Below are 14,711 nucleotides of genomic sequence, written 5' to 3' on the forward strand. Positions count from 1 at the left end.
GTCACCCGACGCTCACACCGGCACCCCGCCCCGTCGAGCAGCACCCCGGCACACAAGATCCTGACAGAGAGATCTTGGAGTAATGCCGGTATCAATCGGGCATCTCGCCCGCCAATAGCGGCATTACTCCAAGATCAACGGGCTGAGCTGATGCGGGGCACGCCCTAGGGGACTGCTTCCGGGGCGCCGACGGTGGTCTTGGCGGCCGGGAGGGTGACGACGAACCGGGCGCCCGGTGCGGCGTCCTCGACCACCAGCGTGCCGCCGTGCGCGACGACGATCTCGCGGGCGATCGCCAGCCCGAGGCCGGAACCGCCGGCGTCGCGGTCGCGGGCGTCGTCGAGACGGGTGAAGCGCTCGAAGATCCGCTCGCGGTCCGCCTCCGGCACGCCGGCGCCGTCGTCGGTCACCGCCACCCGCACCGTGCCGTCCCCGGGCGCCGACACGGAGGCCGTGACCTGCGACGACGCGTGCCGGACGGCGTTGTCGACCAGGTTACGCAGCACCCGGGAGAGCGAGTCGCGGTGCCCGCGCGCGTACACCTCTCCAGGGACGTCGACCCGCACCGGCACCCGGCCGCCGCGGACCCCGTCGGCGACCTCGAGCGCCAGCTCGCCGAGGTCGACGAGCTCCTCGCGCCGGACCGGGCGCGGGTTGTCCAGGTGCGCGAGCACCAGCAGGTCGTCGACCAGCCGGGCCATCCGCTCGACCTCGACCAGGGCCTCGCGGGCGGTGTCGTGCGGGTCGACGGCGTCGGGATGCGCCAGCGCGACCTCGAGCTCGGTGCGCAGCGCGGCGATCGGGCTGCGCAGCTCGTGGGCGGCGTCGGCGACGAACGCGCGCTGCCGGGCCGCCGCCGCGTCGAGCCGGCCGAGCATGTCGTTGAGGGTCACCGCGAGCCGGCTGAGCTCGTCGCCGCCGGCGGGGACCGGCAGCCGGTGCCCGCCGCCCGCGCCGGTGATCTCCTCGGCGCCGCCGCGCAGCCGGTCGACGGGACGCAGCGCGCGGACGATGACCAGCCAGCTCAGCACGGCGAGCGCGGCGGTGACGGCGAGCCCGCCGGCCGTGACGCCGATCTTGGCGAAGTGGACGCTGCGCTGCTGCTCCTCCAGCGAGACGGCGACGACGACCAGCCGCGGCTCCCCGGCCGCGTCGGCCGCGACGCCGACGACGCGCAGCGGCTCGGGCTGGCCGAGCCGGGTGCCGTCGAGGTCGATCGCCTCGCCGGCCCGGACGGCGGCGAGGTCGTCGCCGGCGACGACCGGGGTGAGGCGGTCGCCGCCCGGGGTGGACGCGACCACACGATCCTCGTCGTCGAGGACCTGCGCGACGACGGCGCCGAAGCCGGGCAGCGGGTCGGGCAGCCGGCCGGACTCGACCAGCGTCGCGATGTCCTCGCCCTGCCGCCGCGCGGTCTCGTCCAGGGCGCCGAGCAGCGCACGGTCCAGCGCGACGATCAGCAGGATGCCGCCGATGCCCAGGCCCACCGCCGCCATCGCGGTGGCCGCCAGCGTGAGCCGGGCCCGCAGGCTCATCCGGCCGAGCACGGCCACGTCAGCCGCCGTCGCCGCTCAGCCGGTAGCCGGCGCCGCGCACCGTCTGGAGCGCGGCGCGGCCGAACGGGGTGTCGATCTTGCGCCGCAGGTAGCCGACGTAGACCTCGACGACGTTCGGGTCGCCGTCGTAGTGGGCGTCCCAGACGTGCTCGAGGATGTCGCGCTTGGAGACGACCTCGTCGGCGCGGCGCATGAGGAACTCGAGCACGCCGAACTCGCGCGGCGTCAGCGTGACCTCGGCGCCGCCGCGGCGCACCGTCTTCGCGCCCGGGTCGAGCTCGAGGTCGCCGGCGGTCAGGACGGCCGGCCGGGCCGGGGCGCCGCGGCGCAGCAGCGCCCGCAGCCGCGCGACCAGCACGACGTAGGAGAACGGCTTGGTGAGGTAGTCGTCGGCGCCGACGTCGAGGCCGTCGGCCTGGTCGTACTCGCCGTCCTTCGCCGAGAGCATGAGGATCGGCACCCAGTTGCCCTCGGCCCGCAGCGTCTGGCAGACGCGGTAGCCCGACAGCGACGGCAGCATGATGTCGAGCACGATGACGTCGTAGGTGTTCTCGCGGGCCAGGTGCAGGCCGTCGAGGCCGTCGTGGGCCAGCTCGACGGAGAATCCCTCCGCCGACAGCCCGCGGTGCAGCGCGCGGGCCAGCCCGCGCTCGTCCTCGACCACCAGCACCCGCATGTCGTCAAGCATGCCCTGCCGTCGCGGGCGCCGGGCGGCGGCTCTCAGGGATCTCACAGCCACACCGAGGCAACCTTGGCGTCATCGGGATGACACCCGACGCACCGAACCGCACCGAGCACGTCAGGAGACGACATGCCGAACTCCCTTCTCAGCACCCCGGCCAGGCGGTGGGCGACCGGGGCCACGGTCGCGACCGTGGTCGTCGGCGCGGCCGTGGCCGGTCCGCTGATCGCCGGTGCCGACTCCGAACTGCCCGACCGCACGGCCGCCGAGCTCCTCATCGACCTCGCGACCCTCGACGTGCAGCCGTTCGCCGGCACCGTCGTGCAGTCCGCCGACGTCGGCCTGCCGGAGCTGCAGAACAGCGACACGACGTCGCTGCCGACCGCCGTGCTGTCGCTGCTCAACGGGTCCTCGACGGCCCGCATCTGGTACACCGACGCCGACACCTACCGCTTCGCCCTGCAGGACGACCAGGCCGAGTCCGACCTGCTGCGCAACGGCCAGGACCTCTGGTTCTGGAGCAGCGAGGGCGCCACCGCGTCGCACCTGGTCGTCCCGGAGGACACCGAGGACGGCGAGGACGGCGGCCACGGGCCGTTCGGCGGTGAGGGCCCGTTCGGCGGCGAGGGGATGCCCGAGGACCTGCCGACGAACATCCCGACCGAGGCCGCGTCGCTGGCGCTGGCGATGATCGAGCCGTCCACGCAGGTCGACGTCGACGGCACGGCCACGGTGGCCGGCCGCTCCGCGTACGAGCTGGTGCTGCGGCCCAAGGACGAGCAGTCGCTGATCGGCTCGATCCGCCTGGCCGTCGACGGCGAGACGTCCATGCCGCTGCGGGTGCAGATCGTCGCCCGCGACGCCAGTGAGCCGTCGTTCGAGGTCGGCTTCACGTCGGTCTCCTTCGACGAGCCCGACGCGTCGACGTACGAGTTCACCCCGCCGCCCGGCACGACGGTCGAGGAGATCCAGCCCGACGACCTCGACGACGCCGCGCAGCACCACGCGCGCCCGGGCGCCGGGACTGACGGCGACCACGACATGGACCCGTCGGACGTGTCGGTCGTCGGCTCCGGCTGGAGCAGCGTCGTCGTCCTCCGCGGCGTCGACCTCGACGAGCTGACCGCCGGCCTCGAGGGCGACGCGGCCGCCATGGCCGACGCCTTCATCGCCGAGCTCCAGGACGTCAGCGGCCCGTACGGCAGCGGGCGGGCCATGATCAGCGACCTGTTCACCGTCCTCCTCCTCGACGACGGCCGCATGCTGGCCGGCGCCGTCCCGCTGGAGGTGCTCGAAGAGGCCGCGCAGGACCCCGCCGCCGCGTTGTGACGGCACCGCGCAACGCACGGGGGCAGCAGGCCGCCGCGGGACCCACCCGCGGCGGCCTCCGCCTTTCCGGCCGAGTGCAGACGTTGCCGATGATCACGTGATCTCCTCGGCACTTCGTGCCCATGCCCCGGAAACGTGTGGTGCCTAAGTTGCCTCCAACGTGTCCGCACGGGTGACGTGCGTCACCCGCCCGCGTGAGGAGGCCCTGGTGGCACTCGGCTGGAAGGTGGTCTACGGCGGCAAGACACCGCCACCGGGGGCGGTGGTCCGGCCCGACGAGCGGCTGTCGTGGGGGCGGACGGTCGGGCTCGGCGCCCAGCACGTGGTGGCGATGTTCGGCGCGACGTTCGTGTTCCCGATCATCATGGGCCTGAACCCGCAGCTGGCCATCATGATGAGCGGCGTCGCGACGATCTGCTTCCTGCTCATCGTCAAGGGCGCGGTGCCGAGCTACCTGGGCACCAGCGCCTCGTTCGTGGGCGGTGTTGTGGCGATCCGCGCGCAGGAGGGCGACTCCGCCGACGTCACGGGCGCCATTCTGGTGGCGGGCGCCGTGCTGGCGCTGTGCGGCCTGCTGATCCACTATCTCGGCTCCGGCGTCCTCCACGCGGTGCTGCCGCCGGTGGTCACCGGCGCCGTCGTCATGCTCATCGGGTTCAACCTGGCGCCGGTCGTGGCGGACGTGTACTGGCCGCAGGACCAGTGGATCGCGCTCATCGTGATGACCGTCGTGATCCTGATGGCGGTGGGCCTGAGAGGGTTCTTCGGCCGCATCGCGATCTTCGTCGGCCTGGTCTTCGGGTACGCGCTGTCCTGGGTGTTCGACCTGGTGTTCGGGCAGATCACCTCGCCCGACGGCACCGGCGAGGTGGTCACGCGTGACCGCGTGAACTTCGACAGCCTCCGCGAGGCCGCATGGTTCGGCTTCCCGGACGAGACGTTCGTCAACGCCGAGGGCTCGGAGGTCGCCGGCTGGCACCTGCCGAGCTTCAGCATCACGTTCATCCTGCTGGTGCTGCCCGCCGTCATCGCGCTGATCGCGGAGAACACCGGCCACGTCAAGGCGGTCGCGGAGATGACCGGCAGGGACCTCGACCCGGTCATGGGCAAGGCGATCGCCGCCGACGGCGTCGGCACCGTCATCGCGACCTCCGTCGGCGGCTCGCCGACCACGACGTACGCGGAGAACATCGGCGTCATGGCGGCCACCCGGGTGTACTCGACGGCGGCGTACTACGTGGCGGCGCTGGTGGCGATCCTGTTCGGGTTCTCGCCGAAGTTCGGCGCGCTGGTGGCCGGCACGCCGGGCGGGGTGCTCGGCGGCATCACCGTCGTGCTCTACGGCATGATCGGCCTGCTCGGCGCCCGCATCTGGATCGAGAACCGGGTCGACTTCGCCAACCCGGTCAACCTGGTGCCGGTGTCCGCCGGCATCATCATCGCGATCGGCGACACGTCGTTGGAGATCACCGACGACTTCGTGCTCTCCGGCATCGCGCTCGGCACCATCGTCACGATCGTCGCCTACCACCTGGCCAGGGCCGTCGCACCGGCACACCTGCGCGAGCCCGGCGGCGGCGCCGTCGTGACCGTCGGCGAGCCGGGCGTGATGCGCGACGACGTCGAGCCGGAAGCACGCGACGCGCCACCGCGTGACGAGAGAGGATGATGGCGTGAAGCCAGCGGGGTTCACCTACCACCGGCCGGTCACCGTCGACGACGCCGTCGCGGTCCTGGCCGAGGTGGGCCCTGCCGGCAAGGTGCTGGCCGGCGGGCAGAGCCTGGTGCCGCTGCTGAACATGCGGCTGGCCGCGCCGGAGCACCTGGTCGACATCAACCGGCTGTCCGGCCTCGCCTACGTGCGCGCCGACGGCGACGGCGTCACCGTCGGCGCACTGGCCCGGCACGCCGACGTCGAGCGTGACGAGACCGCGTACGCCGTCCTGCCGCTGCTCCGCGAGACGCTGCGGCACGTCGCGCACCCGACCATCCGCAACCGCGGCACGACGGTCGGCAGCATCGCGCACGCCGACCCCGCCGGCGAGCTGACGGCCGTGCTCGCGCTGCTCGGCGGGACGGTGACGCTGCGGCGGGCGGGCGGTCAGCGCACCGTCGCCGCCGCCGACTTCTTCACCGGACCGATGTCCACCTGCGCCGACGCCGGCGAGCTGGTGACGTCCGTGACGTTCCCGGTACCGGAGGGCCGTACCGGGGCCGTCTGGACGGAGGTGGCCCGGCGGCACGGCGACTACGCCGTCTGCGGAACGGGAGTGGTGGTGACACTGGACGACGACCTGCGGGTCGCCGGTGCCAGAGCGGCGTACGTCTCGATGGGCCCGGAGCCGGTGGTGGTCGACCTCACCGAGGCGGTGGCGGGCGCGATGTACGACGACGCCGGCTGGCCGGCGGCCGGACGCCTGGCCGCCGGCCTGCTGGAGCCCGACGACGACATCCACGCCACGGCCGCGTACCGGCGCCACCTGGCCGAGGTGCTGACGGCGCGGGCGCTGCGCGAGGCCGCCGGCCGGGCCGCGGGGGGCCAGCGGTGAGCGCGGCCGAGGAGCTGTACGAGGTCACGCTGGTGGTGAACGGCGTGCCGCGGTCGGCGACGGTGCCCGCTCGGCGGCTGCTGTCGGACTTCCTGCGTCACGACCTCGAGCTGACCGGCACCCACGTCGGCTGCGAGCACGGCGTCTGCGGCGCCTGCACGGTGCTCGTCGACGGCCGGCCGATCCGGTCGTGCCTGCAGTTCGCCGTCACCGTCGACGGCGCCGAGGTCACCACCGTCGAGGGCTGCACGCGACCGGACGGCGAGCTGGGCCCCGTCCAACAGGCGTTCCGCGACTGCCACGGCCTGCAGTGCGGCTTCTGCACGCCCGGCTTCGTCACCACGATCACCGCCTACCTGGAGGAGAACCCGGCGCCGACGGCGGAGGAGGCGCGCGAGGCGATCGCCGGCAACCTCTGCCGCTGCACCGGCTACCAGAACATCGTCGCGTCGGTGCTGCGCGCGGCCGAGCTGCGGGCGGAGGAGCCATGACGACCAGGTCGTTCGGCGAGCCGATCGCCCGGCTGGAGGACCCGCGGCTGCTGACCGGACGGGGCCGGTTCCTCGACGACATCGGCCACCGCGCGCTGGCGGCGGCGTTCGTCCGCAGCCCGCACGCGCACGCCCGCATCGCCGACATCGACGTCACCGACGCCGTGGACGTCGAGGGCCTGGTCGCGATCTTCACCCACGACGACCTCGACGGCCGGGCCGGCGAGCCGCTGCCGCTGCTCATCCCGCACGAGGCGCTGACGCACGGCCGCACGGGCTACGCGCTGGCCAAGGACGAGGTCAACCACGTCGGCGAGCCGATCGTCATGGTGGTCGCGACCGACCGGTACGTGGCCGAGGACGTCTGCGCGCGCATCCGGGTCGACTACGAGTTCCTGCCGCCGGTCGTCGGCATCGAGGCCGCCCGCGAGGCCGAGCTGCTCGTGCACGACGACGTTCCCGGCAACGTCGCGGCGCACATGGTCCAGCAGAACGGCGACGTCGAGGCCGCGCTGGCCGCCGCCCCGCACGTCCTCGAGCTCGACCTCGACATCGAGCGCAGCGCGTCCACCCCGCTGGAGGGGAGGGGCGTGCACGCGCGCTGGGACCCCGACGACGCCAGCCTGCGGGTGTACACGTCCACGCAGGCGTCGACGTCCGTGCGGGCGGCGCTGGCCGCGCGGCTGGAGCTGCCGCTGGACCGCGTCGAGGTCGTCGCGCCCGACGTCGGCGGCGGGTTCGGCGTGAAGATCGTCCACCCGTGGCCCGAGGAGGTGCTGGTGCCGTGGGCGGCGATCCGGCTCGGGCGCGAGGTCAAGTGGACCGAGGACCGCCGCGAGCATTTCGTCGGCGCCACCCACGAACGCGGCCAGCTCCAGCACGTCGAGGTCGGCTTCGACGACGACGGCCGGCTGCTCGGCCTCGACGTCACCGTCTGGCACGACAACGGCGCCTACACGCCGTACGGCATCATCGTCCCGATCATCACGACGACGCAGCTGCTCGGGCCGTACAAGCCGGGCGCGTACCGGGCGGAGTTCTTCAGCCTCTACACGAACACCGTCACGGTGACGCCGTACCGCGGCGCCGGCCGGCCCCAGGGCTGCTTCGCGATGGAGCGGACGATGGACGCCATCGCCGCCCACCTCGGGCTGGACCGGACGGTGGTGCGCGAGCGCAACTTCATCCGGCCCGACGAGATGCCCTACGACCACGGGCTGATCTTCCAGGACGGCCGGCCGCTGGTGTACGACTCCGGCGACTACCCGGCGACGCTGGACAAGCTGAAGAAGCTGATCGGCTGGGACGAGTTCGAGGCGTTCCGGGCCGAGGCGCGGGCGGCCGGGCGGCGGGTCGGCATCGGCATCGCCTGCTACGTCGAGGGCACCGGCGTCGGGCCGTACGAGGGCGGCTGGGTCAAGGTCGAGACCGATGGGACGGTGGTCGCGGCGACCGGCCTGACCACCCAGGGTCAGGGCCACCGGACGGTGTTCGCGCAGGTCGTGGCGTCGGAGCTGGGCGTGCCCGTCGACCGCGTGGTGGTGACGACGGGGGACACCCGCCGGTTCGGCTACGCCGTCGGCACGTTCGCCTCGCGCGCCGCCGTCATGAGCGGCAACGCGCTGGCGTCGGCCGCCCGCAAGGTGCGCGAGAAGGCGCTGCGGGTCGCCGGCGAGGCGCTGGAGGCCGACCCTCGCGACCTCGAGATCGTCGACGGTGTCGTCCGGGTGACGGGCTCGCCGGCGGGCGCGCCGGGGGCGTCGATCCCGCTCGCGACCGTCGCCGTCCTGGCCAACCCGCTGCGCTACGCGTTCGACCGCGAGGCCGAGCGGGCCACCCAGTTCGGCGGCCCGGTCGACTTCTCCAAGCCGCCGGTGGCCGAGGGCGACTCGCCCGGGCTGGAGGACACCGGGTTCTATTCGCCGCCGCGCTCGACGTTCGCCAACGGCATGCACGCGGCCATCGTCGAGACCGACCCGGACACCGCCGAGATCAGCATCCTGCGCTACTGCGTCGTCCACGACTGCGGCACGCTGATCAACCCGCGCATCGTCGAGGGCCAGATCCACGGCGGCGTCGCCCAGGGCGTCGGGGGAGCGCTGTACGAGCGGATGGTCTACGACGACGCCGGGCAGCTGCTGAACGCGTCGTTCATGGACTTCCTCATGCCGTACGCGACGGAGGTGCCGGTCATCGAGACCGACCACCTCGAGACGCCGTCGCCGCTGAACCCGCTCGGCATCAAGGGCGCGGGCGAGGCCGGCGTGATCCCCGGCTCCGCAGTGCTGGCCTCGGCGATCTCCGACGCCGAGGGGTTCGCCGTCACCCGCATGCCGATCTCGCCGTCGGACCTGTTCTCACTCCGTCTCGCTCGGGAGTCTCGATGAAGGTCTCTGGAACCGCCGTCCTGCACGCGCCCCGGGCCGACGTGTGGAAGGCGCTCAACGACCCCGCCGTGCTGGTGCGGACCATCCCGGGCTGCCAGCGGCTGGAGGAGTCCGGGCCCGATCGGTACCGCATGACGGTCACCGCCGGCGTCGGGTCGATCAAGGGCACCTACGCCGGCGACGTCACGCTGCACGACCAGCAGGAGCCGGCCTCGTTCGTCATGACGGCGTCCGGTGCGGGCGCCCCGGGAACGGTCAGCGCCGACGTCCGCGTCACGTTGTCCGATGACGGCCCCGGCGCCACCCGCCTGGACTACGACGCCGACGCCATCGTCGGCGGCATGATCGGCGGCGTCGGGCAGCGGATGCTCGCCGGCGTCGCGAAGAAGACGGCGGGGGAGTTCTTCGCGGCGGTGGACGACGTGCTGACCGGCGCGGCCGCAGTTCCGGCGCCGGCCGCGGGGGTCAGCACGGAGCCGGCGGCGCCGGTCGCCGGGGCCCCCGGCGTGTACGAGGCGCCGGTGCCGGTGCGCGCGTCCGCCGCACCCGCCGACTTCACCCGCGGCATCCTGGTCGGCGCGGCGGTCGCCCTCGCCGGCGTCGCCCTCGGCGGCTGGCTCGGCACTCGCGTACGCCGCGACGGATGACGAGCTAAGCTAACTTAGCTAAGCTGGTGCCATGGGCGAACCAGCAGCAGCGCAGTTCAACATCCATGAGGCGAAGACCCAGCTCTCCCGGATCATCGAGCGTGTCGAGCGGGGCGAGCAGGTGATCATCAGCCGGGCCGGCGTTCCGGTCGCCAAGGTCGTTCCGCTCCCGGTCAAGGCGCAGCGGCGGCAGCGGGGTTCGCTCGCCGGCCGGGTCACCCTGGCCGAGGATTGGGACTCCGACCAGGTCAACAGCGACATCGCCGCCGACTTCGGGATGCGGTCGTGATGACGCGTGCGCGGCTCCTGCTGGACACTCACGTCGTGCTGTGGTGGCTGATGGACGATCCCGAACTGTCCGACGAGCTCAAGCAGACGATCGACGAGGAGCTCGAAGTCTTCGTCAGCTCGGCGACCATCTGGGAGATCGCGATCAAGCAAGGGCTCGGCAAGCTCTCATCGGACGTCGATCTCGCGGAAGAGGTCTGGCGCAGCGACCTGCAGCAGCTTCCGGTCGCGTTCGAGCACGCGATCGAGGCGGGCCGCCTGCCTCTGCACCACCGCGATCCGTTCGACCGCATGCTGGTCGCGCAGGCACGGACCGAGCGACTGACTCTGGTCACGCGTGATCCGGCGATGAGCAGCTACGACGTGCGGGTCGACAAGGCATAGTCCGAGACGAGGAGGCGAGGAGCATGCGGGCGTTCACCGCGGCCGCGGTCCAGGTGCGGCCGCTGGCCGAGCCGCTGACCGCGCAGAGCATCAAGGCGAACGTCGAGCACGCGCTCGACTACGTCGAACGCTGCGCCGGCGACACCGGGGCGGAGCTCATCGTGCTGCCCGAGTCGGTGACCACCGGCTTCACCCCGGCGCTGCCGGCCGAGGACCTGTGGGACCTGGTCACCGACGTCCCCGGGGCCCTGGCCGAGCCGTTCCAGGAGACCGCCCGCCGGCTCGGCGTCCACCTCGCGTGGGGGACGTACGAGCGCGGCGCGTCCCGGGGCGTCGTACACAACTCGGCCGTGCTGGCCGGCCCGGACGGCGAGATCGCCGGCGTCTACCGCAAGACGCACCCGTTCTGTACCGAGCTGGCCTCACGCGGCGGCTGGGTCACGCCGGGCGACGACGTCTGCGTGGTCGACACCTCGCTGGGGAAGATCGGCATGATCATCTGCTTCGACGGCGACTACCCCGAGCTGTCGCGCATCACCGCCGTCCGGGGCGCCGAGGTCATCCTGCGCCCGTCGGCGCTGCTGCGCTCGGCCGACCTGTGGGAGCTCACCAACCGGGCCCGCGCCTACGACAACCACGTCTTCGTGGTGGGTGCCAACGCGACCGGCGCCGACCCGGCCGGCGTGCTCTACTTCGGCAACTCGATGATCGTCACCCCGATCGCCGAGGTGGTCGCCCGGGCCGCCAGCCACGAGTGCTGGGTCTCCGCCCGGCTCGACCCCGACGCGGCGCTGCGCTCGCTCACGCCGGGGTCCAGCGTCGGGCAGGGCTTCGACCACCTGGCCGACCGCAACCTCGAGCTGATCCGGCGGCACACCGACGAGCTCACCCGCCCGGCCGCCAGTCCGTTCAGGCGCGACTGAGCCTCAGCGCAGCTTGGGCACGACCGTCTCCGCGAGGTGGACGAACCGCTCGTGCTCGTCGGCGGTCGCGGGCCAGCCGACGACGAACTCGGTGAACCCGGCCGGCGCGTACCGGTCGACCAGGAGGCCGACGGCCTCGTGCACCGCGAGGCCTACCACCAGGTGCCGCCGAAGGTCGAGTACTCGCTCACCGACTACGGACGCACGCTCGAGGTGGCCCTGCGGCCGCTCGGCGACTGGGGCCACGCCAACATGGCCCGCATCGAGGCGACCCACCCGTGATCGCCCTGGTCAGCGCATTCTCGTCCGGGCGTAGGCCGCCACCGCGTTGCGCTGATAGGCCGCGAGACCGGGGCTGATCCGGTCGAACAGCCGCCGCACCTGCTCGTCCTCGGCACAGAGCTGTCCGAGGCACGTGAACAGCTCGGCCGTGGTGAGCCCGTACCGCGCCGCCGCCTCGTGGTACCACTCGACCTCGTCCAGCACGGCCGGGTCGTCGGCAGGCGTGTCCGCGACCATGAGGCCGGCCAGCCGGACCATCCGGTCGGTCAGGTCCCGTTCCTGCGCGTCGAGGCCCTCGGGCCAGTTCTGCCGATCGCCGGTGTCGGCGAGCGGTGTGGCGAACCCGTCCAGCAGGCGTTCGGGCCGATTGATCCCTGGCATCTCCATCGCGCCGCCTCCTCGTGACACGCCGGTCCCGTTCAGTACATCCACCGCTGGTTCGCCCCGCCCCACCAGTCCCACTGCTGGATGGCGGCGCCGTCGGCCTCGGAGAAGCCGGCCACCTCGATGACCTTCCCGCTGTGCTTGGCGGTCAGCTTGACCTCGCCGAAGCCGTACATCTCGGGCAGGAACTTCTGGTTGTCGCCACCCCACCAATCCCACTGGATGATGCGCGCGCCGTTGTCCATCGACAGTCCGGCGACGTCGAGCACCTTGCCGCTGTGCTTCGCCCGGATGCGGACGTAGCCGCCGCCGACCGGATCCATGGACCAGAGTTGGTTCCAGCCGCCCCACCAGGTCCACTGCTGTGCCGGTGCGCCGCTGGCCGTCGAGATGCCGGCGACGTCGATGACCTTGTTGTCGGTGTGCTTGGCGAACAGCGCCCGAGCCGGTGACCGGGCGAACGTCACGGCGTACACCCACTCGTCGGCACTGCCGTTGTGGCTGGCCGAGAAGCCCATGTGGGTGTAATCGGGGTCCTCGATGCGCTGGCGGTGCGGTGCGCTGATGTTGATCCACCAGTTGACCGGTGCGTCGCCGTTGAGCTGTGAGCCGCCCCAGTAGAGGATCTCACCCGTCCGCCCGTTCTCGGGCGCCCACCCGCCGGCCGCGGCCGCGTCGGTGATGCGCTTCTGGGCGGTGGTCTGATTGTCCGAGCTCAGGTGCGCGTCCCGGTTGGGCGTCTTGTACACCCAGGGGTTCGCCGCCATGTCGGATGTATGGCGATTGGCAGCCTCGGACAGCCGCGCGTCGATGAAGACCGGCAGGCGGCCCAGCGCGGCCCGGTGCTGGTTGATGCGCTTCTGGATGCCGACTCCGGCCAGAGCGACACCACCGACGAGGTCGAAGATTCCGACAGGCATGGTCCGCCTCCCCCAGGGCACAGGACCCACACCGCGGACGCGCGAGTCGACGTCCCCCCACCGTTGATCGACTCCACTGTCGTCGAGCATCCTCCGGCCCCGAGACGCCGTCAAGACCCGTCGCCGCCACGGAAGGCGGCGACCAGGGCCGGCAGCGCGGCCAGCAGGGCGACCACCCGGATCGCCCCGGCCAACGGGTACGGCGCGCGCAGCCCGAACGTGTGCGCGACGACGCCGCTGAGCAGCGCACCGAACGGGATGAAGCCCCAGCCGACCAGGCGGTGCACGCCCATCACCCGGCCCAGAAGGCCGGCGGGGACCAGGCGCTGCCGAAGGCCGATGCTGACCAGGTTCCACAGCGTCACGCCGAGCCCGGTCGCGGCCAGCAGCGCGCCGAGCACGACGGCGGACGGGCTCAGGCCGATGAGCCCGACGGCGACGGCGTTGAGTGTGAGCGATCCGAGCAGGACGGTCCGGTCGCCGAGCCGGCGCAGCAGCCACGGCCCGGCCACCCCGCCTGCGAGGCTGCCGATCGCCGCCGTCGCCAGGAGCAGGCCGAATCCGCGCGCGGACACGCCCAGCTCGGTCGTCGCCAGCAGGACGAGCGTCGCGGTGCCGAGCTGGAAGCAGAACGTGTTCACCGCGGCCAGCAGCGTCAGCGTGCGCAGCAGCCGGTGCGCGGCCAGCCAGCGCAGCCCGGCCGCCATCTCCGACCGCAGCGACGACGACCGCGCGGGCACCACGTCTCGGGGCGTCTGACGCAGCGTCGCCAGCAGCGCCGCCGCCACCGCGAGGACCGTCGCGTCCGCCCCGAACGGCAGCCCGGCGGCGACGACGAACAGCAGACTGCCCGCGGGCGGGCCGAGGAACTGCTGCCCGGCGACGGCGATGGTCTGCTGGTAGCCGTTGGCCGACGGCAGCCGCTGCGGCGCGACCAGCGACGGCAGCAGCGCCTGCGCCGCCGTCCCGGCCACGACCTGGCAGGTGCCCAGCCCGAACGCCAGCGCCGCCAGGCCGGCCACGCCCAGCCGCCCGGTCGCCGCCAGCGCCGCCACGACTCCGGCGAGGACCGCCTGCACCGCCACGCCGCGCCACAGCAGGCCGGCCCGGTCGTGCCGGTCGACCAGCGCGCCGGCCGGCAGCGAGAACAGCAGCCACGGCAGGGAGGCCGCCGCGGCGACGACCGAGACCAGCCGCGGGTCGCGGGTCAGCGTCGCGGCCAGCAGCGGCACGGCGGCCGCGACCACGCCGTCACCGGCGGTCATGAGGCTGGTCGCGGCGGCGAACCGGCGGTAACGGGACTCGAAGCGGGCCATGGCGGCGATCCTCGCGGCGGCGCGCGTCCGCTGCGCACCATGTAGCGTCCGCCTACAACGACGCCGGCCATCACCAGGATCTCCCGAGCGTCACCACGATTGCAGGCGTAGTACGACACGAGATGTCGTAGTGAACGTGATCATCTCGGGTCGGCGGGCAGACTGGGGCTCATGGCGCTGACCGTCGAGCTGGACGTGGACGAGCTGGCGACCACCCGGTTCGCGGTGTCGCCGCTGTCGGAGACGGTGGCCGCGCTGCAGCAACTGGGCGGCCAGGACCGGCAGGCCGTGCACGAGCCGTGGCTGCGCTGGGCCCGCGCCGAGCTGGCCCGGGCGCCGCTCGCGCTGCCGATCACCTGGCCGCTGCTGTTCGGCGCGACGCCGGGCTGGCCGGAGTTCCTCGTCCCCGCACCAGCGGACCCGGGCGGATCGATCGACGACGATCTGGCCGCCCTGCGCCGCACGCCGGCCGCAAGCGTCCGCGCCAACCTGCGCCGCCGGTTCGGCGACCCGCCGCCGCCCGGACCCGTCGCCGACCTCGCCGCCGACCCGGTCGCCGGCCTGCGCGCACTC

The 14,711-nt window shown here is 73.0% G+C and carries 15 protein-coding genes and 2 pseudogenes; 11 read left to right on the forward strand and 6 right to left on the reverse strand.

Annotation, left to right across the window (positions count from 1 at the left end):
* Window positions 1–164: 164 nt before the first annotated feature.
* Complete coding sequence (locus DY240_RS27780; RefSeq protein ID WP_199702621.1) at window positions 165–1,553, reverse strand: sensor histidine kinase; 1,389 nt, start codon at window positions 1,551–1,553, stop codon at window positions 165–167.
* A gap of 1 nt (window position 1,554) precedes the next feature.
* Window positions 1,555–2,232, reverse strand: coding sequence for a response regulator transcription factor (locus tag DY240_RS27785; RefSeq protein WP_119662901.1), 678 nt, complete (start codon window positions 2,230–2,232; stop codon window positions 1,555–1,557).
* 135 nt (window positions 2,233–2,367) lie between these two features.
* Between DY240_RS27785 and DY240_RS27790 the strand changes: the two genes are divergently transcribed.
* From DY240_RS27790 to DY240_RS27830, 9 genes are all read left to right on the forward strand, one after another.
* Window positions 2,368–3,567 carry a LolA family protein gene (locus DY240_RS27790; protein ID WP_119662902.1) on the forward strand — a complete coding sequence of 400 codons (1,200 nt, stop codon included), beginning with the start codon at window positions 2,368–2,370 and terminating at the stop codon, window positions 3,565–3,567.
* 208 nt (window positions 3,568–3,775) lie between these two features.
* The gene (locus DY240_RS27795; protein ID WP_119662914.1) at window positions 3,776–5,236 is read left to right on the forward strand and encodes a uracil-xanthine permease family protein; all 1,461 of its coding nucleotides are present in this window, start codon (window positions 3,776–3,778) and stop codon (window positions 5,234–5,236) included.
* Between the two features lie 4 nt (window positions 5,237–5,240).
* Window positions 5,241–6,116, forward strand: coding sequence for an FAD binding domain-containing protein (locus DY240_RS27800; protein WP_119662903.1), 876 nt, complete (start codon window positions 5,241–5,243; stop codon window positions 6,114–6,116).
* Window positions 6,113–6,607: a (2Fe-2S)-binding protein gene (locus tag DY240_RS27805; RefSeq protein ID WP_119662904.1), complete on the forward strand. Its 495-nt coding sequence runs from the start codon at window positions 6,113–6,115 to the stop codon at window positions 6,605–6,607. The genes DY240_RS27800 and DY240_RS27805 overlap by 4 nt, the downstream gene beginning before the upstream one ends.
* Window positions 6,604–8,994, forward strand: a complete 2,391-nt coding sequence (gene cutA / locus DY240_RS27810; RefSeq protein WP_119662905.1) for an aerobic carbon-monoxide dehydrogenase large subunit — start codon at window positions 6,604–6,606, stop codon at window positions 8,992–8,994. The genes DY240_RS27805 and cutA overlap by 4 nt, the downstream gene beginning before the upstream one ends.
* Complete coding sequence (locus DY240_RS27815; RefSeq protein ID WP_119662906.1) at window positions 8,991–9,641, forward strand: SRPBCC family protein; 651 nt, start codon at window positions 8,991–8,993, stop codon at window positions 9,639–9,641. The genes cutA and DY240_RS27815 overlap by 4 nt, the downstream gene beginning before the upstream one ends.
* A gap of 31 nt (window positions 9,642–9,672) precedes the next feature.
* Window positions 9,673–9,930: a type II toxin-antitoxin system Phd/YefM family antitoxin gene (locus DY240_RS27820; protein ID WP_119662907.1), complete on the forward strand. Its 258-nt coding sequence runs from the start codon at window positions 9,673–9,675 to the stop codon at window positions 9,928–9,930.
* The gene (locus tag DY240_RS27825; RefSeq protein ID WP_119662908.1) at window positions 9,930–10,313 is read left to right on the forward strand and encodes a type II toxin-antitoxin system VapC family toxin; all 384 of its coding nucleotides are present in this window, start codon (window positions 9,930–9,932) and stop codon (window positions 10,311–10,313) included. The genes DY240_RS27820 and DY240_RS27825 overlap by 1 nt, the downstream gene beginning before the upstream one ends.
* Before the next feature lie 23 nt (window positions 10,314–10,336).
* On the forward strand, window positions 10,337–11,236 hold the full coding sequence (locus tag DY240_RS27830; RefSeq protein ID WP_119662909.1) for a carbon-nitrogen hydrolase family protein: 900 nt from the start codon (window positions 10,337–10,339) through the stop codon (window positions 11,234–11,236).
* Between the two features lie 3 nt (window positions 11,237–11,239).
* Here the strand turns inward: DY240_RS27830 and DY240_RS33555 are convergent, their stop codons facing one another.
* Window positions 11,240–11,380: a hypothetical protein gene (locus tag DY240_RS33555; RefSeq protein WP_233552903.1), complete on the reverse strand. Its 141-nt coding sequence runs from the start codon at window positions 11,378–11,380 to the stop codon at window positions 11,240–11,242.
* Between DY240_RS33555 and DY240_RS33560 the strand changes: the two are divergent.
* Window positions 11,360–11,518: pseudogene (locus DY240_RS33560) on the forward strand (winged helix-turn-helix transcriptional regulator); the annotation flags it as partial. The gene DY240_RS33555 and the pseudogene DY240_RS33560 sit on opposite strands and share 21 nt — an antisense overlap.
* A 9-nt stretch (window positions 11,519–11,527) precedes the next feature.
* On the opposite strand, the gene DY240_RS27840 reads toward DY240_RS33560, so the two are convergent.
* The 3 genes from DY240_RS27840 to DY240_RS27850 all read right to left on the reverse strand — a co-directional run bounded on the left by DY240_RS27840 (window position 11,528) and on the right by DY240_RS27850 (window position 14,138).
* Window positions 11,528–11,905, reverse strand: coding sequence for a TipAS antibiotic-recognition domain-containing protein (locus DY240_RS27840; protein WP_119662911.1), 378 nt, complete (start codon window positions 11,903–11,905; stop codon window positions 11,528–11,530).
* 32 nt (window positions 11,906–11,937) lie between these two features.
* Complete coding sequence (locus DY240_RS33050; protein WP_199702625.1) at window positions 11,938–12,822, reverse strand: RICIN domain-containing protein; 885 nt, start codon at window positions 12,820–12,822, stop codon at window positions 11,938–11,940.
* Window positions 12,823–12,932: 110 nt separating this feature from the next.
* Complete coding sequence (locus DY240_RS27850) at window positions 12,933–14,138, reverse strand: MFS transporter (protein ID WP_119662912.1); 1,206 nt, start codon at window positions 14,136–14,138, stop codon at window positions 12,933–12,935.
* Between the two features lie 171 nt (window positions 14,139–14,309).
* Here DY240_RS27850 and DY240_RS27855 point away from each other — a divergent pair.
* Window positions 14,310–14,711, forward strand: a pseudogene (locus DY240_RS27855) (hypothetical protein); the annotation flags it as partial.

This window comes from Jiangella rhizosphaerae (assembly GCF_003579925.1).
Classification (GTDB): domain Bacteria; phylum Actinomycetota; class Actinomycetes; order Jiangellales; family Jiangellaceae; genus Jiangella; species Jiangella rhizosphaerae.